The organism is Exiguobacterium sp. EA-TM-5, assembly GCF_053878415.1.
Genome location: NZ_CM132670.1, coordinates 382,309 through 403,127, shown reverse-complemented (window position 1 = coordinate 403,127; position 20,819 = coordinate 382,309). Strand labels below are relative to the sequence as shown.

Annotated in this window: 17 protein-coding genes, 2 tRNA genes and 2 rRNA genes; all 21 read left to right on the top strand. The window is 48.8% G+C overall.

All coding sequences use genetic code 11. The annotated features are described in order from the left end of the window. Positions 1-20 precede the first annotated feature (20 nt). Positions 21-398, top strand: a complete 378-nt coding sequence (locus tag ACV3PA_RS02175) for an FtsB family cell division protein (protein WP_053454592.1) — start codon at positions 21-23, stop codon at positions 396-398. Positions 399-481: 83 nt separating this feature from the next. Further along, positions 482-997: a S1 domain-containing RNA-binding protein gene (locus tag ACV3PA_RS02170; protein ID WP_035413250.1), complete on the top strand. Its 516-nt coding sequence runs from the start codon at positions 482-484 to the stop codon at positions 995-997. 153 nt (positions 998-1,150) lie between these two features. Continuing rightward, positions 1,151-1,227: transfer RNA gene (locus tag ACV3PA_RS02165), tRNA-Met, on the top strand. Between the two features lie 9 nt (positions 1,228-1,236). Then, positions 1,237-1,308, top strand: a tRNA-Glu gene (locus ACV3PA_RS02160). A 71-nt stretch (positions 1,309-1,379) separates the two neighbouring features. Beyond that, complete coding sequence (tilS, locus tag ACV3PA_RS02155; RefSeq protein WP_053454593.1) at positions 1,380-2,612, top strand: tRNA lysidine(34) synthetase TilS; 1,233 nt, start codon at positions 1,380-1,382, stop codon at positions 2,610-2,612. Positions 2,613-2,645: 33 nt separating this feature from the next. Then, positions 2,646-3,191 carry a hypoxanthine phosphoribosyltransferase gene (gene hpt / locus ACV3PA_RS02150; protein WP_456125534.1) on the top strand — a complete coding sequence of 182 codons (546 nt, stop codon included), beginning with the start codon at positions 2,646-2,648 and terminating at the stop codon, positions 3,189-3,191. A gap of 120 nt (positions 3,192-3,311) precedes the next feature. Next, a complete protein-coding gene (gene ftsH, locus ACV3PA_RS02145) occupies positions 3,312-5,315 on the top strand; it encodes an ATP-dependent zinc metalloprotease FtsH (RefSeq protein WP_053454594.1) in 2,004 nt (667 codons plus the stop codon). 180 nt (positions 5,316-5,495) lie between these two features. Then, entirely contained in the window at positions 5,496-6,257 is a 762-nt protein-coding gene (locus ACV3PA_RS02140; RefSeq protein ID WP_053454605.1) for a type III pantothenate kinase, read from the top strand. 10 nt (positions 6,258-6,267) lie between these two features. Continuing rightward, positions 6,268-7,191 (top strand): Hsp33 family molecular chaperone HslO, encoded by a 924-nt coding sequence (gene hslO, locus ACV3PA_RS02135; protein ID WP_053454595.1) that lies wholly within the window; start codon positions 6,268-6,270, stop codon positions 7,189-7,191. A gap of 12 nt (positions 7,192-7,203) precedes the next feature. Beyond that, on the top strand, positions 7,204-7,515 hold the full coding sequence (locus ACV3PA_RS02130) for a SurA N-terminal domain-containing protein (protein ID WP_023466564.1): 312 nt from the start codon (positions 7,204-7,206) through the stop codon (positions 7,513-7,515). An 80-nt stretch (positions 7,516-7,595) separates the two neighbouring features. Next, positions 7,596-8,540 (top strand): cysteine synthase A, encoded by a 945-nt coding sequence (gene cysK, locus ACV3PA_RS02125; protein WP_456125533.1) that lies wholly within the window; start codon positions 7,596-7,598, stop codon positions 8,538-8,540. A gap of 87 nt (positions 8,541-8,627) precedes the next feature. Beyond that, a complete protein-coding gene (locus ACV3PA_RS02120; protein ID WP_053454597.1) occupies positions 8,628-10,013 on the top strand; it encodes an anthranilate synthase component I family protein in 1,386 nt (461 codons plus the stop codon). Next, positions 10,010-10,591, top strand: coding sequence for an anthranilate synthase component II (locus ACV3PA_RS02115; RefSeq protein WP_456125532.1), 582 nt, complete (start codon positions 10,010-10,012; stop codon positions 10,589-10,591). Before ACV3PA_RS02120 ends, ACV3PA_RS02115 begins: the two co-directional genes overlap by 4 nt. Further along, on the top strand, positions 10,575-11,414 hold the full coding sequence (locus tag ACV3PA_RS02110; RefSeq protein WP_456125531.1) for an aminotransferase class IV: 840 nt from the start codon (positions 10,575-10,577) through the stop codon (positions 11,412-11,414). Before ACV3PA_RS02115 ends, ACV3PA_RS02110 begins: the two co-directional genes overlap by 17 nt. Beyond that, on the top strand, positions 11,411-12,196 hold the full coding sequence (gene folP / locus ACV3PA_RS02105; RefSeq protein WP_456125530.1) for a dihydropteroate synthase: 786 nt from the start codon (positions 11,411-11,413) through the stop codon (positions 12,194-12,196). Before ACV3PA_RS02110 ends, folP begins: the two co-directional genes overlap by 4 nt. A 2-nt stretch (positions 12,197-12,198) precedes the next feature. Beyond that, on the top strand, positions 12,199-12,570 hold the full coding sequence (gene folB, locus ACV3PA_RS02100; protein WP_456125529.1) for a dihydroneopterin aldolase: 372 nt from the start codon (positions 12,199-12,201) through the stop codon (positions 12,568-12,570). Further along, entirely contained in the window at positions 12,567-13,082 is a 516-nt protein-coding gene (folK, locus tag ACV3PA_RS02095) for a 2-amino-4-hydroxy-6-hydroxymethyldihydropteridine diphosphokinase (RefSeq protein ID WP_456125528.1), read from the top strand. Before folB ends, folK begins: the two co-directional genes overlap by 4 nt. Then, complete coding sequence (dusB, locus tag ACV3PA_RS02090) at positions 13,082-14,074, top strand: tRNA dihydrouridine synthase DusB (protein WP_456125527.1); 993 nt, start codon at positions 13,082-13,084, stop codon at positions 14,072-14,074. The genes folK and dusB overlap by 1 nt, the downstream gene beginning before the upstream one ends. A 162-nt stretch (positions 14,075-14,236) precedes the next feature. Continuing rightward, positions 14,237-15,718, top strand: a complete 1,482-nt coding sequence (gene lysS, locus ACV3PA_RS02085) for a lysine--tRNA ligase (protein WP_456125946.1) — start codon at positions 14,237-14,239, stop codon at positions 15,716-15,718. Positions 15,719-16,096: 378 nt separating this feature from the next. Beyond that, positions 16,097-17,658 (top strand): 16S ribosomal RNA (locus ACV3PA_RS02080). A 164-nt stretch (positions 17,659-17,822) separates the two neighbouring features. Further along, positions 17,823-20,736, top strand: a 23S ribosomal RNA gene (locus ACV3PA_RS02075). Together the 16S and 23S rRNA genes form the textbook arrangement of a ribosomal RNA operon. The last annotated feature ends 83 nt before the right edge of the window (positions 20,737-20,819 follow it).

Genomic DNA, 20,819 nt, shown 5'->3' with positions numbered 1-20,819 from the left:
TCAGAAAGAGGAGGGATGATATGCCAACACCGCTCGAATCGGGGCGTCCTACGCCAAAGATCAAGCCGCTCAATGACCGCAAGAAGCAATTGAGTCAGAATGCCATCGAAAACCGTCGACGTCTCAAAAATCGCTTTTTCCTGTGTCTGACCGTCTTTTTGCTCATCTTTTCCCTCATGGGGTGGTCATACATGGAAAAACGGCAATTGATCGCAGAACAAAAGCAGTCATTTCAAGTAGCTGAACAAGAGCAGACAAAAGCGAAAAAAGAAACGGCTCGTCTGAAAGAAGAAATCAGTCGTCTCAATGATAAAGAATATGTGGCGAACCTAGCTCGAAGTGAGTTGCTCTATTCGAAAAAAGGGGAAACGATCTTCTACTTTTCACCTGAAGACTAATTGAAGGTTGCCGATTGATTGAAAAAAGAATGAATCACTCGTATAATAAGAAACGAATCAACTAAAAAGGAGCAATACAATTTATGTCGATTGAAGTAGGCAGCAAAGTGCAAGGGAAAGTAACAGGCATCACGAATTTCGGAGCGTTCGTTGAGTTACCAACAGGGAAAACTGGTCTTGTTCACATCAGTGAAGTGGCAGATTCTTATGTTAAGGACATCAATGATGTATTAACGGTCGGTCAAGAAATCACCGTTAAAGTCTTAAGTGTTGAAAACGATGGTAAGATTGGTCTTTCCATCAAAAAAGCCGTCGATCGTCCAGAAGGTGAACGCCCACGTCCGGCACGTCAGTTTGACCGTGGACCACGTCCAGCAGGACAAGATCGCGGACCACGTTCGTTCGATAACAAAGGACCACGTGGAGGCGGTAACCGTGGAGGCTTCAACAAAGGTGGCCGTAACACACCACCACCGCGCAAAGAACAATCGTTCGATACGTTGATGTCTAGTTTCCTGAAAGATAGTGAAGATCGTCTTGCTACATTGAAACGTCAAACGGATTCAAAACGTGGCGGACGCGGCGCAAAACGTCAATAACTTGCTGACCTGTTCTTTATAAGAATAGAGATGGAATGACGCCGTTCATTCCATCTTTTATTTTTTTGAAATTATTTTTATAAAAAGCGTTGACTTTCATTTGACCTGCCCGTATTATAGAAAATGTGCTTAAGACGCACGAGTTAAAAATATGGCGGTGTAGCTCAGCTGGCTAGAGCGTACGGTTCATACCCGTGAGGTCGTGGGTTCGACTCCCTCCGCCGCTACCATATTTTTTTGGCCCGTTGGTCAAGCGGTTAAGACACCGCCCTTTCACGGCGGTAACACGGGTTCGAATCCCGTACGGGTCATTCTCAAAAAGCTATCTCTATTATATAGAGATAGCTTTTTTTAGGTTTTAATGGAAAGGGGTGAAGTCGTTATGGAAGGTGTGCCGTTCGAACCGCTCCTAGTCGGAGTGTCTGGGGGATGTGACTCGATGGTACTCGTCGATCGGTTGTACCGAGACGGGTACGACATTGCGATTGCGCATGTGCACCACGGATTACGAGAAGCATCCGACGAAGAAGCACGTTTTATCAAAGACTGGGCAGCGACTCGAAAGATTTCGTTTTTCATGACGCGTTTAGACTGGGCAGGACGAAAGAGCTCGCAAGCAGCTTGTCGTGAAGCACGGTATGCGTTTTTTGAGCGAATCATGGAAGAAACAGGACGCTCGCGTCTTGTTCTCGCCCATCATCAAGATGATCAAATCGAAACGCTACTAGTTCAGCTCGTTCGAGGAGAGGCGCAAATTGATGGCATTCCCGCCATTCGTCCGTTTGGTGACGGCTGGTTACATCGACCGTTACTACATGAATCGAAGCAAGCATTACTCGATTATGCATGGCAACATGAGGTATCGTGGCGAGAGGATGCATCAAATGCAGAAACGACCTATTTACGAAATCAAATTCGGCATACGATTCTTCCACCGTTGCGAGACATTCGTCCTGGTTTTGAACAGGCAACAGCAGCTGCAGCACTTGCGCGACAGGAAATCATGCGCGAACAGGCGACATTCGTTTCCATTTACCTCGATCGGTGCAAAGAAGAGAACGGAATTCCGGTAGCACGGATTTTAGAATTGCCGACGGATTTACAACGGCTCGTCTTGCCGACGTTAACGGGTGAAACGTTTTCTTCCGAAACGATTCGTCACTTTGTTACATGGCTTCGGGTGGATAAGGGCTCGGACGAAGTGTATTATGGAAACTGGAGGATGCGACGTGCATATGGCTTTTTGATGCAAGATCGTGTGATGCGGTCAATGAATGACGATTTACCGTTTCAAGTAGGGGAGAATTTGGGAACGTATCATTATGGTGAACAAATGCTTCGCTTCTCAATTGGAACACACGGGATTCCACTGGACGCGATTGCGTTTCCGTTGACGGTACGTCCGCCACGTCCGGGAGATCGGATTCAACTTGCTGTTGGTTCCAAAAAAGTCAGTCGAATTCTGATTGATGCGAAGGTTCCACGTTATCTCCGGGAACAAGTGCCGGTCGTCGTCGATGCAAATGGAGTGACTTTAGCCGTCATTGGACATCGAATTGCAATATTCGGGTCATTTGAACTCCTCGCAAAATCTTATTTAATGATAGAATGGTAATGTAGTGTTTATTATGGAGGAGGAATACCTAGCATGACCTTGATGAACGATATGGAAAAAGTACTGATTTCAGAAGAAGAGATCCAAAATAAAGTGGGCGAACTCGCCGGCGAATTAACAGCGGATTATCACGATCGTTTTCCGTTGCTTGTGTGTGTCTTAAAAGGTGCAATGCCTTTCATGTCCGATCTTGTCAAAAAGATGGATATGCACCTTGAAATGGACTTCATGGACGTTTCGACGTATCACGGTGGGACAACATCAACAGGTGAAGTCAAGATTGAAAAAGATTTGAACACATCAGTAGAAGGACGCGACATCTTGATTGTCGAAGATATCATCGACAGCGGATTGACGCTTGGTTACCTCGTAGACCTCTTCAAGTACCGGAAAGCGAAGTCCGTTAAAATCGTGACATTGCTCGACAAACCGACAGGACGGAAGAATGACTTGCACGCAGATTACAGTGGCTTCATCATTCCACACGAATTCGTTGTCGGTTATGGTTTGGATTACGAAGAGAAGTACCGTAACCTTCCGTATGTAGGTGTCTTAAAACCTGCAGTCTACGGTGGCTAATTATTTTTAATCTCGTCTGTCCCATGATAAGATGAAACCAATTACAAAGCGCGCCCTGTCGCGCCAGGATTCGTATTCATCCATTAGAAAAACGAGATGGATGCGGAGAGGAGGCATAAGATGAACCGAGCAGTGAAGAATACCCTCGTGTTTGGGGTCATTTTTCTAGCTTTGATCTTGTTTCTGCAATACTTGCAGAGTCCAGTGAACAAAAGCAAAGAAATCAATTACACACAGTTTGTCGAGTCTGTTGAAAAAGGTGAAATCAAGACGGCTACCTTCCAATATGAAGGGCAGACGTATAATGTGACAGGAGATTTGCGTGAAAAAGATTCGACGTATGAGACGGTCGTACCGGCTGTTGATACAGAATTAACGGATCTCTACACGCAACTCAAAAGCCAAGGAGTCAAAATGGACTTTAAGGCAGCAGAAACGAATGGTGGTTGGATCGCGCTGCTAACGACGATCGTTCCATTCATCATCATCTTCATCCTCTTCTTCTTCTTGATTAATCAAGCGCAAGGTGGCGGTGGTGGCGGTCGCGTCATGAACTTCGGTAAATCGAAGGCACGCCTCTATGATACAGAGAAGAAAAAGATTACGTTTGATGATGTAGCCGGTGCAGACGAAGAGAAACAAGAGCTCGTCGAAGTCGTCGAATTCTTGAAAGATCCACGTAAATTCGCAAAACTCGGTGCCCGTATTCCGAAAGGGGTCCTCCTCGTAGGTCCTCCAGGTACAGGTAAAACGTTGCTTGCGCGTGCCGCAGCTGGTGAAGCTGGCGTACCATTCTTCTCGATTTCAGGTTCTGACTTCGTTGAGATGTTCGTCGGTGTCGGGGCATCACGTGTCCGTGACTTGTTCGAAAACGCGAAGAAAAATGCACCATGTATCATCTTCATCGATGAAATCGATGCTGTCGGTCGTCAACGGGGCGCAGGTCTCGGTGGTGGACACGATGAGCGTGAGCAGACATTGAACCAACTTCTCGTTGAGATGGATGGATTCAGTGAAAACGAAGGCATCATCATGATCGCAGCAACGAACCGTGCTGATATTCTTGACCCTGCGTTACTCCGTCCAGGTCGTTTTGACCGTCAAATCACGGTTGACCGTCCAGATGTTGTCGGTCGTGAAGCAGTCTTGAAAGTTCACGCGCGGAATAAACCGCTCGATTCGACAGTTGATTTAAAAGCTATCGCACAACGGACACCTGGATTCTCAGGTGCGGATCTTGAAAACCTTCTGAACGAAGCAGCACTTGTTGCGGCTCGGTCAGACCGTGATAAAGTATCGATCGTTGATCTCGAAGAAGCGATTGACCGTGTTATCGCTGGACCAGCGAAGAAGAGCCGGATCATCTCGCCGAAAGAGAAAAAGATTGTCGCATGGCACGAAGCAGGACATACGATTATCGGTGTCACGCTCGACGATGCGGATGAAGTACACAAAGTAACAATCGTTCCTCGCGGTAACGCGGGTGGATATGTCGTCATGTTGCCAAAAGAAGATCGTTACTTCATGACGAAGCCGGAACTCGAAGACAAGATTACTGGATTGCTCGGTGGTCGTGTTGCAGAGGACATCGTCTTCGGAGAAGTCTCGACTGGGGCAAGCAATGACTTCCAACGTGCGACAGGTCTTGCACGGAAAATGGTCATGGAGTTCGGGATGAGTGAAAAACTCGGACCCCTTCAATTCGGATCAGGTCAAAGTGGTAACGTCTTCCTCGGCCGTGATTTCCAAAACGAACAGAACTACTCGGATGCGATTGCACACGAGATCGATACGGAAATCCAAGCGATCATCAATCGCTGTTACCAAAAAGCGAAAGATATCCTGACTGAGAAACGCGATCAGCTCGACTTGATTGCAACGACGTTGCTTGAAGTTGAAACACTCGATCAAAAACAAATTCACCATCTCTTAGAGACAGGCGAATACAAAAAACATGAACCAGAAGCAACGACTCCAAAAGCAGAAGAGAAAGCACCGGAATCGACAGATGTAACTGTTGATCAACCGACACAGTCTCCAACGCAAATGGGCTCAGTCGTTGATGAAGGAAAAAATGTAGATACGGATACACCAGATACGCCGCGCCGCGACGATCAAGTGTAAGCCGAAGGGAACGGATTCGATGGTTATCGAATCCGTTCTTTTTTGTTGCAGAATGGGTGAATACACATCTGTAGGTGTGGCTATACGAGCATGGTATAATCACAACGTATATCATTCCTATCGTGCAGAATTGGAATGGAGAAAAGAATGAAAATCGAGAAGAAGCGGGGAAATAAGCAAATGATTTTAGTCATCGATGTCGGAAATACGAATATCGTCTTAGGTGTCTATCAAGGACAAGAGTTGATTGAGCATTGGCGGATTGCGACAGACCGGACACGTACGACGGACGAATACGGTATGCTCGTCAAGGCGTTGTTCCGCGACGCAGAGCTAAACGTGGAAGAAGTTGAGGGAATCGTGTTATCATCTGTCGTACCCCCCGTCGTGTTTCCACTCGAAAACATGTGTGTGCGTTACTTCAAACGTCGTCCATTCTTGATCGGACCAGGAATTAAGACAGGACTTGATTTAAAAGTCGACAATCCACGTGAAGTGGGGGCCGATCGAATCGTCAATGCAGTAGCGGCGACAGCGAAATACGAGGGACCGATGATCATCGTCGATTTCGGAACAGCAACGACGTATTGTTACATCGATGCACAAAAACGGTATTACGGTGGCATCATCTCACCAGGTGTGATGGTTGCTACCGAGGCACTCTATAATAAGGCAGCAAAATTACCACGAATCGAAATTGCGAAGCCACAGTCAGCGATTGGACGGAATACGATCCATGCGATGCAGTCGGGCACGTATTTTGGATACGTGGCACAGGTAGACGGACTCGTCCACCGGATGAAAGATGAAATGGGTGAAGCGAAGGTCATTGCGACTGGTGGTTTAGCCCGATTAATTAGCGAGGAATCCACGATGATTGAAGTCGTCGATCCATTCTTGACGTTAGATGGATTACGGATTATCTACGAACGAAATAAGTGAGGGAATCAAGATGAAACGTGAAGAATTATTAGCACAATTAAAAGATGATTATTTAGTACGGGCGTTAGGCTTCAACGGTGAAGTCCGTGCGTTTGCGATCCGTTCAACAAAAACGGTTTATGAAGCACAACTCCGCCACCAAACGACACCGGTCGTTACAGCAGCACTCGGTCGGACACTGACAATCGGCGCAATGATGGGTACGATGCAAAAAGGCGATACACGTGTCACGTTGAAAGTGGAAGGCGATGGACCAATCGGGAAGATCATCGTTGATGCCGACGCAAAAGGTGTCGTTCGTGGCTACGTCAGTCGTCCACGAGTCGAGATGGATACGTACGTCAATGCAGACGGTCTGACGAAATTAAAAGTCGGTGAAGCAGTCGGTCGCGGAAACATTTCTGTCATTAAAGACCTTGGACTACGTGACTTCGTCGGTGGTCAGTCACCGATTCAAACAGGTGAGATCAGTGAAGACTTCACGTATTACTTCGCTGTATCGGAACAAAGTCCATCGGTCGTTGGCGCAGGTGTACTGGTTTATCCAGAAGACGAATCGGTCATCGCAGCAGGTGGGTTGATTGTTCAGTTGATGCCAGGTGCATCGGAAGAGACGATTTCAGCGCTTGAAAAACGTGTCGCAGCCCTTAAACCAATCTCAATTCTTGTCGGTGAGGAAAAAACACCAGAAGAGATGCTCGAACTCGTTCTCGGTGACTATGAGCACCTCGATACGATTCCGGTCTCGTTCGAATGTACGTGTGACCGCGAAAAGTTAGCGACAGCGATCATCGCACTCGGTCCAGATGAGATCCAAGCAATGATTGATGAAGATGGTGGCGCGGAAGCTGTTTGTCACTTCTGTTCAGAACATTATCACTATGATGTTCCAGAATTAGAGGAACTTCGCGAAAAATCACTCGAAAGAGCATAAGAGGGATCTGATATGGGGAATGTACAACCTAAGTACTTGTGGATGTTGATCTTCATCTTAATGTTGACGAATTTCATGACCGGTGCTTACGCCTTCATGGGTGAGCTCCCGAAAGTCGATTCTCCTAAAATCGTTCAGGATAGTATCGGTGGTCCGCTTGAGGATGTCGTTGCCGAAGTCGGTGATGAAAAGATCACGCGAGCGATGGTTTATCAGACGATGCGCACGGAGCAGGAGAAGCAGACGATTGATCGGTTGATTCAAGAAGCGGTCGAACGCCAGACAAAAGATGGAAAAAAGCCGGAAGTCAAACGCTTTGATTGACAGATTTCATCCAATCCGCTGATAATTAGTCTATCGGATTACTTGGAATTCAAGCGGTTCACTAATGAGGAGGAATGGTCATGCGTATTGCGAATTCAGTACTAGATTTAGTCGGTCGAACGCCGATCGTCAAGTTACATCATCTAACGGGTCCTGAGGATGCAGATGTTTATCTGAAACTGGAGTACATGAATCCGGGGTCGAGCGTAAAAGACCGGATCGCCTTATCAATGATCGAGGCAGCAGAAGAAGCGGGTCAACTCAAAGAAGGCGACACGATCATCGAGCCGACGAGTGGTAACACAGGAATTGGGCTTGCGATGGTCGCTTCGGCGAAAGGGTATCGCGCCATCCTCGTCATGCCTGAAACGATGAGCATGGAGCGCCGGACGTTGCTTCGCGCCTATGGTGCAGAATTGATTCTGACACCAGGACCTGAAGGGATGAAGGGTGCGATTGCTCGCGCGACAGCGGAAGCGGAAGAGCATGGTTACTTCATGCCACAACAGTTCAATAACGGTGCCAATCCAGTCGTTCACGAAAAAACGACAGGTCCTGAAATCGTCGAAGCGTTCGAAGGCATGCAACTCGATGCGTTCATCGCGGGTATCGGAACAGGTGGAACAATCACGGGTGCTGGGAAAGTGTTACGCGATGCTTTCAAAGGAATCGAAATCATTGCCGTCGAACCAACGGATTCACCCGTCTTATCTGGTGGTAAACCAGGACCGCATAAATTGCAAGGAATCGGTGCTGGATTCGTACCGTCGATTCTCGATACAGACATTTATGATGGTGTCGAGCAAATCACGACAGAAGAAGCATTCGAGCACGCACGTCGAGCAGCGAAGACGAACGGTGTCTTAGGTGGTATCTCGTCAGGTGCTGCGATTGCGGCAGCGCTCAAGATAGCAAAACGCCTTGGAAAAGGAAAAAATGTCCTCGCGATCATTCCTTCGAACGGTGAACGGTACTTAAGTACACCACTGTATCAAGTCGAGGAAGAAGCAGATCAATCAAAATAATCAACAGTACGTACACGGAAGTCATTCGGCTTCCGTGTACTTTTTTGCGTATAATGAGAGCAGAATAGTGTGAAGTGGGGGACGCGCATGCGACAGACGAAATATAAAGCAATACCATGGACAAAAGAACAATTCTATAATCGCTACGTTGAGCAGACGACTGGAACAACCGGACATGTCTGGCTTGAAAGTGGTCGGATCGGAAGCTATACGATGGCCGCCATCCGTCCTGTCGGATACATTCGTACGAAGGACGGGATAACGACGATCGAGACAGATGGAAAAGTCGAAACATCGATTGCGAATCCATTTGATGTCCTCGAACAGCTCCGAGTCGAACGTGAATCTGTTCGACCTGCCGGGATGCCACCGTTCTTTGGTGGATTTGCCGGATACGTGAGTTATGATGCCGTCCGTTATTTAGAGAAGTTACCCGTGCAGGCAGTAGATGATCTTCAGACGCCGGATTTATCGTTCTATTGGTACGATGAAGTCGCTGTGTTTGATGAGGAGACGAAGCAATTGTTCGTTGCCGTGACACGTGATTCAGCAGAAGAAGCAGTGCATGTCCTTGAAACAGAAATCACGCGTTGGTGTATTGAGACAGGAGCGCCTCAGTTTGCTGCGACCGGTTCATCAGGTGAGCGGGAACGAGCTTTCGGACAGGAAGCGTTCATGACAGCCGCACACCGGATTAAATCGTATATTGAGGACGGTGACGTCTTCCAAGTCAATTTGTCCGTCCGTCAACAAGAACCGCTCGGGACGACACCGGAACATCTCTATGATGTATTACGACAGGTCAATCCTTCACCCTATATGGGTTACTTTGCTGACGAGGATTTAACACTCGTGTCGGCATCGCCAGAATTGCTTGTCGAAAAAATCGGTGACGAACTGTCGACGCGACCGATTGCCGGAACACGTCCGCGAGGGAAGGATGAAGCAGAGGATTTACGGCTTGCCAAAACTTTACTCGATAACGAAAAAGAACGGGCAGAGCATGTGATGCTCGTTGATTTAGAGCGAAATGATTTAGGGCGTGTCAGTCGTTATGGTACGGTTCATGTCGATGAGCTGATGGTGATCGAGAAATACTCCCATGTGCAGCACATCGTATCGAACGTCAGAGGACAAGTGGCGCCGGAACATTCCGGAAGTCAAGTGCTCGCTGCGATGTTCCCAGGTGGAACGATCACCGGAGCACCAAAAATCCGGACGATGGAAATCATCGAGGAACTAGAACCGGTCAGACGCGGTATCTATACTGGATCACTTGGTTTCATCAGCTGGGCAGATGATGTCATCTTTAACATCTTGATTCGAACGCTCGTTGCAAAAGACGGGATGGCGTATGTCCAAGCGGGTGCTGGAGTCGTTACGGATTCCGATGCGGCACGTGAATATGAGGAGTCACTTAGTAAGGCAAAAGCATTATGGGTAACCAAAGAAACGGCGGAGGGAACACAATGATTGTACTGATTGATAACTATGATTCATTTACGTATAACTTAGTCCAGTATTTCGGTGAACTCGGACAAGACATTCGTGTGTTTCGCAACGACGCGATTACGCTTGAAGAAATCGAAGCGCTACGTCCTGATCACCTCGTTATCTCGCCCGGTCCGTGTACACCGAATGAAGCAGGGATTAGTTTAGAAGCGATTGCTTACTTTGCTGGGAAGATACCGATTTTAGGAGTCTGCTTAGGTCATCAAGCAATCGGACAAGTATTTGGTGGGAAAGTCATTCGAGCGAAGGAATTGATGCACGGGAAAGTCTCATCGCTTACGCATGACGGACAAGGGATGTTTGAACAAATCCCACAAGCAACACCGGTGACACGTTATCATTCACTCGTCATTGAACGTGAGACGTTTCCGGAAGTGCTCGAAGTGACGGCAGAAGCAGGCGGCGAAATCATGGCACTTCGTCACCGGACGTTACCGATTCACGGTGTGCAGTTTCATCCAGAAGCAATTTTGACGCGAGACGGCAAACAGATGTTAAAAAATTTCTTGGAGTTGACGCATTATGTATCTCTGGCATGACGGAACCATTAAACGAGAAGAAGAGGTAAGAATCTCACCACTCGATCACGGATACGTCTACGGAATGGGTGTATTTGAGACGTTTCGGACCTATAACGGACATCCGTTTTTATTCGATGATCATATCGAACGCTTACGGATGAGTTGTATTGCGCTCGGGATCCAACTACCATACGATCGAGAAGCGTTACGGCAAGCGACCCAGGATTTATATAAAGTGTACGAGGCGAATGACCTCTATATCCGTTTGAATGTCTCGGCTGGTCCGCGTGAGATTGGGTTATCAATTGACCCTTACGACACACCGACCGTATTGATCTATGCGAAACCGATCGCTCCACGAAAGCGAGCAGAACGTGCACTCGAAACGATTCGTTTACCGCGGAGTACGCCCGAGACGACATATCGTTTGAAGTCACATCATTACATGAATAATTTAGTAGCGAAACGTCAGCTGTTCAATCCAGAAGCGGAAGGGTTGTTCTTAACGAAAGAAGGTCATGTGTGCGAGGGGATTACATCCAATATCTTTTGGCGTTACGGGAGCACATGGTATACGTCACCGCTTGAGACCGGAGCACTGAACGGGATTACGCGTCAGTTTTTGATGCAACACCTACCAGTCGAAGAACGTCTCGCTTATTTACCGCAACTCGAAGAAGCAGATGAGATCATTTATACAAATTCTGTTCAGGAAGCGGTCGCAATCTCGTCACTCGATGGACGCCCCTTCCCCGGAATTAATGGAACAGGATATGCGCAGATCATGACGCTGTTTGATCAATCCGTTGAACATGTGACAACAAGGAGGGAACAACGATGACCTACATCATGGGTATTTTAAACGTAACACCGGACTCCTTTTCAGACGGTGGACAATATGTGGATGTCGAGCAAGCGGTGCGTCAAGCACGTCAGCTGGTCGCAGACGGAGCAGATGCAATCGATGTTGGTGGAGAATCGACGCGTCCGGGTGCGGCATTCGTATCGGTCGAAGAAGAACTCGCACGTGTCATACCGGTAATCAAGCGGATCAAACAGGAATTGAATGTACTCGTTTCAATTGATACGTATAAACCGATCGTCGCGGAAGCCGCTATTGAGGCAGGAGCAGATATCATTAATGATGTGTGGGGCTCAAAGTGGGGCGATCGTTCGATGGTCGACGTGGCGGCGCGACATCATGTTCCAATCATTTTGATGCATAATCGAGAGACGGCACATGGAACAGATATGCTCGCGGAAGTCCGGGCTGACCTCGAGGAGTCGATTCGGTTAGCGAAGCAGGCAAATGTCGCAGAAGAACACATTTGGCTCGATCCGGGAATCGGCTTCATGAAGACACACGAGGAAAATTTGTATCTGATGCGTCACTTGTCGATCGTAACAGACTTCGGTTATCCGGTTTTACTCGGGACATCCCGTAAATCGATGATTGGACTTGCGCTCGGATTACCGACGGAAGAACGACTTGAGGGAACGATCGCGACGGTCTGTTATGGCATTCAACAAGGGTGTGACTGGATGCGTGTGCATGACGTGAAAGAAGTCAAACGGGCAGCGCAGATGATGGATATCATGTTGGCAGCGACGAAGGGGGAATAACGATGGATCGAATTCATGTCACCGGGATGCGTTTTTATGGATACCACGGTGTATTCGCAGAGGAGACAAAACTGGGTCAACGCTTTAATGTCGACTTATCGATCGGACTTGCATTGGCAGAAGCCGGTCGAACAGATGATTTGACGAAAAGCGTCAATTACGCTGAATTGTATGAAGCGACGAAACATGTCGTCGAAGGAGAACCGCTCCAACTCGTCGAAGCCTTGGCGGATCGTATTGCTAAAGCCGTCTTTGCGTTAGACGGACGGATTGAAGAGGCGTCGATTAAAGTCATCAAACCGGATCCGCCGATTGCCGGGCACTATGAACATGTGGCGGTCGAGATCAATCGACTCCGGGAGGATTATGTATGAAGTACGCGTATATTGCACTTGGTTCGAACATTGGTGATAAAGCGGCTCATTTAAGAGCGGCGGTTGCGCATCTGAGAGCATTACCGTCTGTGCACGATGTTCAAGCTTCATCGATTTATGAAACATTACCGGTCGGTTATCTCGATCAGGATTTATTCTATAACATGGTCGTCGCGATTCAAACGACGGACGATGCCGATGTATTGCTCGGACGATTACAAGAAATCGAACAGCTTGAAGGACGTAAGCGCCTATTTAAAAATGGACCGCGGACGCTTGACTTAGATATTTTGCTGTATGCGGAAGAACGAATTGATTTAGAAGGATTAACCGTCCCGCATCCACGGATGCAAGAGCGGGCGTTCGTCCTTGCACCATTACGTGAACTTGCAGCAGAACAAATCGTTCCTGGTCTTGGACAAAATGTCGAGCAGCTGTATGAGCAGTTACCAGAGTCGGAACGAAACGGTGTGCGGCAGTTAGGTGGTCTTTTAGAAGCGGAGGAACAGTAATGGAATGGAACATTGGTGATATCAAACTAAAGAATCAGGTCATCTTGGCACCGATGGCAGGCGTCTGTAATCCGGCGTTTCGTTTGATTGCAAAAGAATTCGGAGCAGGACTTGTCTGTGCCGAGATGGTCAGCGATAAGGGAATCTTGTACGAGAACGAACGGACGCTTCAGATGCTCTATGTCGATGAACGAGAAAAACCACTCAGTCTTCAAATCTATGGTGGTTCAAAAGAGACGCTTGTTCAAGCCGCGCAATATGTCGAGGCGAACACGAATGCTGATATCATTGATATCAATATGGGGTGTCCGGTCCCGAAAGTCACGAAGAGTGATGCCGGAGCAAAGTGGCTGCTTGATCCAGACAAGGTCTATGAGATGGTCCATGCGGTGACGCAGGCAATCGATAAACCGGTGACGGTCAAGATGCGGACCGGATGGGACAGTCATCACATCTATTGTGTGGATAATGTCAAAGCAGCAGAAGCGGGTGGCGCGAAGGCTGTTGCCATTCACGGACGGACACGTTCGCAAAAATATGAAGGTGTCGCAGACTGGAACATCATCGGGGAAGCAAAAAAAGCGGTCAATATCCCAATCATCGGAAATGGGGATGTTCAGACCCCACAAGATGCCAAACGAATGATTGATGAGATTGGTGTTGACGGTGTCATGATCGGACGGGCAGCACTCGGGAATCCATGGATGCTGTATCAGACGATCCAGTACCTTGAATCAGGAACGCTTCCGGCAGAACCAACAGCACGCGAGAAGATCGATATTTGTCTTTTACATGCTACGCGTTTAGTCGCTTTAAAAGGAGAAGAACTCGCAGTGCGCGAAATGCGGACACATGTCGCGTGGTACTTGAAAGGGATGAAAGGGAACGGTCGTGTTCGCAATGCGTTATTTAATATTGACACACACGCGGGACTCGTTGAACTCTTACAGCAGTACTTACAAACACTCGAAGAAGACGTAGCATATGCCTAACAGGTAAAGTATGGTCGGACAGAGGCGTTTTGTGGTACGCTAGTTGCATTGAAGATGAGCGTATCGGTTTTCTAAAGGGGCTGTCGGTCATTCCGGCAGCTTTTTATTCGAGGGAATCGTCGTGAACCATTATTAAAAGGAGTGAAGACAGTGAGTCAGGATATGGAAATGAACGATCAAATGCAGGTGCGTCTCGGTAAGATGAACGCCATGCGTGAACAAGGTCTCGATCCATTCGGCGCACGTTTTGAACGTTCGACGGATACCGCGAGCATTCGTGCATCATTTGGTGAACATACAAAAGAAGAATTAGCTGAACTGAAACCGGAAGTAGCGATCGCAGGTCGTGTCATGACGACGCGCCGTAAAGGGAAGGTTGGCTTTACGAACATTCAAGATGTTCAAGGTCAAATTCAGTTGTATGTCCGTAAAGATGATGTTGGGGAAGATGCTTATGAAATTTATAAGACATGTGACTTAGGTGACATCGTTGGAATTCAAGGATACGTGTTTAAGACGAATGTTGGTGAACTCTCTGTTCACGTCACAGCATTTACGTTATTAACAAAAGCACTACGTCCACTTCCGGATAAATATCACGGATTAAAAGATATCGAACAACGTTATCGTCAGCGTTACCTCGATCTCATTACGAACCAAGAATCACGTGAGACATTCATCGCACGGAGTAAAGTCATTCGCGGAATCCGTCAATATCTCGATAACCTCGGATACTTGGAAGTCGAAACACCAATGTTGCACACAATCGCGGGTGGAGCGTCGGCTCGTCCGTTCATCACGCATCATAATGCACTCGACATGACGCTTTACATGCGGATTGCGATTGAACTCCATCTGAAACGTTTGATCGTCGGTGGACTTGAGAAAGTCTACGAAATCGGTCGCGTGTTCCGTAATGAAGGAATCTCAACGCGTCACAACCCAGAATTTACGATGATCGAACTATATGAAGCGTATGCTGACTATAAAGACATCATGAACTTAACAGAGAACCTGATTGCTCATGTTGCGCAAGAAGTACTCGGTACAACACAGGTCACTTACGGAGAAGACATCATTGATCTATCTGTGGGTTGGAAACGTGCGCACATGGTTGATCTCGTTAAAGAAGCAACAGGTGTCGACTTCTTTGAACAGATTTCAAACGAACGTGCTCTAGAACTCGCGCATGAACACGGTGTAGAAGTCCAGTCGCATATGACGACAGGACACATTCTAAATGAATTCTTTGAACAAAAAGTAGAAGAAACTCTCGTTCAACCAACATTCGTCTATGGTCATCCTGTTGAAGTATCACCATTAGCGAAGAAGAATCCTGAAGATCCACGCTTTACGGATCGCTTTGAATTATTCATCGTCCGTCGTGAACATGCGAATGCCTTCACGGAGTTGAACGATCCAATCGATCAACGTGAACGGTTCGAAGCACAACTCGTCGAAAAAGAAGCAGGTAACGATGAAGCGCATGAAATGGATACAGACTTCATTGAAGCACTCGAATACGGTATGCCACCAACAGGCGGTCTTGGAATCGGGATTGATCGTCTCGTCATGTTGTTGACGAACGCACCATCGATTCGTGATGTATTACTCTTCCCAACGATGCGTCACCAACAAAATTAATGAATGGAGCAGCTTCGTTCTTTCTATATAGAAGGAACGGAGCGTTCTTTTTGAAGAGATCGTAAGCATAATCAAGTTAAAAAACGGGTAAATAAAAGTTTTTAAATGTTTTTCTAATAAAACGCTTGTACGATTCGAAAAGCCATGGTATATTACTTCTTGTGCCGCGAATGGTCGTGACACACAAAAATAAATATCAAAAAAGTTGTTGACAATCGAGTTGATAACCTGGTATGATATTAAAGTCGCTGAAAACGACACGACGAACTTTGAAAACTGAACGATGAGGCAAAAACGTATTCTACGGAATACAAAAACGAATGAAGCGCAAGCTTCGTCAATCGTGACTTCGGTCACAACAACGAGCAAGTCAAACACTTTATGGAGAGTTTGATCCTGGCTCAGGACGAACGCTGGCGGCGTGCCTAATACATGCAAGTCGAGCGCAGGAAGCTGACGGAACTCTTCGGAGGGAAGGCAGTGGAATGAGCGGCGGACGGGTGAGTAACACGTAAGGAACCTGCCTCAAGGATTGGGATAACTCCGAGAAATCGGAGCTAATACCGGATAGTTCAACGGACCGCATGGTCCGCTGATGAAAGGCGCTCCGGCGTCACCTTGAGATGGCCTTGCGGTGCATTAGCTAGTTGGTGAGGTAATGGCCCACCAAGGCGACGATGCATAGCCGACCTGAGAGGGTGATCGGCCACACTGGGACTGAGACACGGCCCAGACTCCTACGGGAGGCAGCAGTAGGGAATCTTCCACAATGGACGAAAGTCTGATGGAGCAACGCCGCGTGAGTGATGAAGGTTTTCGGATCGTAAAACTCTGTTGTAAGGGAAGAACACGTACGAGAGGTAATGCTCGTACCTTGACGGTACCTTACGAGAAAGCCACGGCTAACTACGTGCCAGCAGCCGCGGTAATACGTAGGTGGCAAGCGTTGTCCGGAATTATTGGGCGTAAAGCGCGCGCAGGCGGCCTTTTAAGTCTGATGTGAAAGCCCCCGGCTCAACCGGGGAGGGCCATTGGAAACTGGAAGGCTTGAGTACAGAAGAGAAGAGTGGAATTCCACGTGTAGCGGTGAAATGCGTAGAGATGTGGAGGAACACCAGTGGCGAAGGCGACTCTTTGGTCTGTAACTGACGCTGAGGCGCGAAAGCGTGGGGAGCAAACAGGATTAGATACCCTGGTAGTCCACGCCGTAAACGATGAGTGCTAGGTGTTGGGGGGTTTCCGCCCCTCAGTGCTGAAGCTAACGCATTAAGCACTCCGCCTGGGGAGTACGGCCGCAAGGCTGAAACTCAAAGGAATTGACGGGGACCCGCACAAGCGGTGGAGCATGTGGTTTAATTCGAAGCAACGCGAAGAACCTTACCAACTCTTGACATCCCATTGACCGCTTGAGAGATCAAGTTTTCCCTTCGGGGACAATGGTGACAGGTGGTGCATGGTTGTCGTCAGCTCGTGTCGTGAGATGTTGGGTTAAGTCCCGCAACGAGCGCAACCCCTATCCTTAGTTGCCAGCATTTAGTTGGGCACTCTAGGGAGACTGCCGGTGACAAACCGGAGGAAGGTGGGGATGACGTCAAATCATCATGCCCCTTATGAGTTGGGCTACACACGTGCTACAATGGACGGTACAAAGGGCAGCGAGACCGCGAGGTGGAGCCAATCCCATAAAGCCGTTCCCAGTTCGGATTGCAGGCTGCAACTCGCCTGCATGAAGTCGGAATCGCTAGTAATCGCAGGTCAGCATACTGCGGTGAATACGTTCCCGGGTCTTGTACACACCGCCCGTCACACCACGAGAGTTTGCAACACCCGAAGCCGGTGAGGTAACCGCAAGGAGCCAGCCGTCGAAGGTGGGGTAGATGATTGGGGTGAAGTCGTAACAAGGTAGCCGTATCGGAAGGTGCGGCTGGATCACCTCCTTTCTAAGGAAAACGTCCCTTACGGGACATGCCCATCGTTCAGTTTTGAGAGCTCGTCTCTCAGTCTCGATAGAGACACTCGCACCTTGAAAACTGAAGACATCAACAAGACATCAAACTTTTTATAACCATGTCATTAGACGTGTGTTCTTAGAATACCAACGCTAGATCAAGGTATGAAGGGCGTACGGTGGATGCCTTGGCACTAGGAGCCGATGAAGGACGCGACGAACAGCGATATGCTTCGGGGAGCAGTAAGTATGCTTTGATCCGAAGATTTCCGAATGGGGGAACCCACCATCTGTAATGGGATGGGACATGTTACATGAATACATAGTGTAGCGTGAGGCAGACCCGGGGAACTGAAACATCTAAGTACCCGGAGGAAGAGAAAGCAAATGCGATTCCCTGAGTAGCGGCGAGCGAAACGGGAACAGCCCAAACCGAAGAGCATGCTCTTCGGGGTTGTAGGACACTCTATACGGAGTCAAAAAGGAAGACAGTAGGTGAAGGACCTGGAAAGGTCCGCCGAAGAAGGTGACAGCCCTGTAGCTGAAACTGTTTTCCCTCCAGAGTGGATCCTGAGTACGGCGGGACACGTGAAACCCCGTCGGAATCCGGGAGGACCATCTCCCAAGGCTAAATACTCCCTAGTGACCGATAGTGAACCAGTACCGTGAGGGAAAGGTGAAAAGCACCCCGGAAGGGGAGTGAAATAGATCCTGAAACCGTATGCCTACAAGTAGTCAGAGCCCGTTAATGGGTGATGGCGTGCCTTTTGTAGAATGAACCGGCGAGTTACGATAACGCGCGAGGTTAAGCCGATGAGGCGGAGCCGTAGCGAAAGCGAGTCTGAACAGGGCGTTCAGTGCGTTGTCGTAGACCCGAAACCAGGTGATCTACCCATGTCCAGGATGAAGGTCAGGTAACACTGACTGGAGGTCCGAACCCACGCACGTTGAAAAGTGCGGGGATGAGGTGTGGGTAGCGGTGAAATGCCAATCGAACCTGGAGATAGCTGGTTCTCCCCGAAATAGCTTTAGGGCTAGCCTCGAGGTTGAGAGTTCTGGAGGTAGAGCACTGATTGGACTAGGGGCCCCCACAGGGTTACCGAATTCAGTTAAACTCCGAATGCCAGCAACTTATACTCGGGAGTCAGACTGCGAGTGATAAGATCCGTAGTCAAGAGGGAAACAGCCCAGACCGCCAGCTAAGGTCCCAAAGTGTATGTTAAGTGGAAAAGGATGTGGCGCTGCCTAGACAGCTAGGATGTTGGCTTAGAAGCAGCCACCATTCAAAGAGTGCGTAATAGCTCACTAGTCGAGTGGCGCCGCGCCGAAAATGTAACGGGGCTAAACATACCACCGAAGCTGCGGATTCCGTAAGGAATGGTAGGGGAGCGTTCCAAACCGCTGTGAAGCTGTACCGGAAGGAGCAGTGGAGCGTTTGGAAGTGAGAATGCCGGTGTGAGTAGCGAAAAGAGGGGTGAGAATCCCCTCCGTCGAAAGCCCAAGGTTTCCTGAGGAAGGCTCGTCCGCTCAGGGTTAGTCTGGACCTAAGCCGAGGCCGAAAGGCGTAGGCGATGGATAACAGGTTGATATTCCTGTACCGCCGATCCACCGTTTGAACAATGGGGGGACGCAGGAGGATAGTGACGCATGCGGATGGAAGTGCATGTGCAAGTTTCAAGACCGTCTGATTGGCAAATCCGTCAGGCATCAAAGTCAAGGAACGATGCGGAGTCCCGTAGGGACGTAGGTCACGATTTCACACTGCCAAGAAAAGCCTCTAGTGAGGGGGAAGGCGCCAGTACCGTAAACCGACACAGGTAGGCGAGATGAGAATTCTAAGACGCGCGGGATAACTCTCGTTAAGGAACTCGGCAAAATGGTCCCGTAACTTCGGGAGAAGGGACGCTCTACACATGTAGAGCCGCAGTGAATAGGCCCAAACGACTGTTTAGCAAAAACACAGGTCTCTGCTAAATCGCAAGATGACGTATAGGGGCTGACGCCTGCCCGGTGCTGGAAGGTTAAGGGGATGGGTTAGCGCAAGCGAAGCTTTGAACCGAAGCCCCAGTAAACGGCGGCCGTAACTATAACGGTCCTAAGGTAGCGAAATTCCTTGTCGGGTAAGTTCCGACCCGCACGAAAGGCGTAACGATTTGGGCACTGTCTCAACGAGAGACCCGGTGAAATCATAGTACCTGTGAAGATGCAGGTTACCCGCGACAGGACGGAAAGACCCCATGGAGCTTTACTACAGCCTGATATTGAGGCTTTGTGCATGATGTACAGGATAGGCGGGAGACGTCGAGCCCGGAGCGCCAGCTTCGGAGGAGTCACCCTTGGGATACCGCCCTTCATGCATAGAGTCTCTAACTCGCAGCCGTCATCCGGCTGGAGGACCGTGTCAGGCGGGTAGTTTGACTGGGGCGGTCGCCTCCTAAACAGTAACGGAGGCGCCCAAAGGTTCCCTCAGAATGGTTGGAAATCATTCGTAGAGCGCAAAGGCAGAAGGGAGCTTGACTGCGAGACCTACAAGTCGAGCAGGGACGAAAGTCGGGCTTAGTGATCCGGTGGTTCCGCATGGAAGGGCCATCGCTCAACGGATAAAAGCTACCCTGGGGATAACAGGCTGATCTCCCCCAAGAGTCCACATCGACGGGGAGGTTTGGCACCTCGATGTCGGCTCATCGCATCCTGGGGCTGGAGTAGGTCCCAAGGGTTGGGCTGTTCGCCCATTAAAGCGGTACGCGAGCTGGGTTCAGAACGTCGTGAGACAGTTCGGTCCCTATCCGTCGTGGGCGCAGGAAATTTGAGGAGAGCTGTCCTTAGTACGAGAGGACCGGGATGGACGCACCGCTGGTGTACCAGTTGTTCCGCCAGGAGCATCGCTGGGTAGCTACGTGCGGACGGGATAAATGCTGAAAGCATCTAAGCATGAAGCCCCCTCCAAGATGAGATTTCCCTTTGAGTAATCAAGAAAGACCCCTCAGAGACGATGAGGTAGATAGGTCACGGGTGGAAGCATGGCGACATGTGGAGCTGAGTGATACTAATCGGTCGAGGCCTTGTTCTAGCAGATGCTTGTTGATGACTTCAGTTTTGAGGGCGCGAGCCTTTCAAAAAAACGAAAAAAAGTCTTGACGTTATGTGAACATA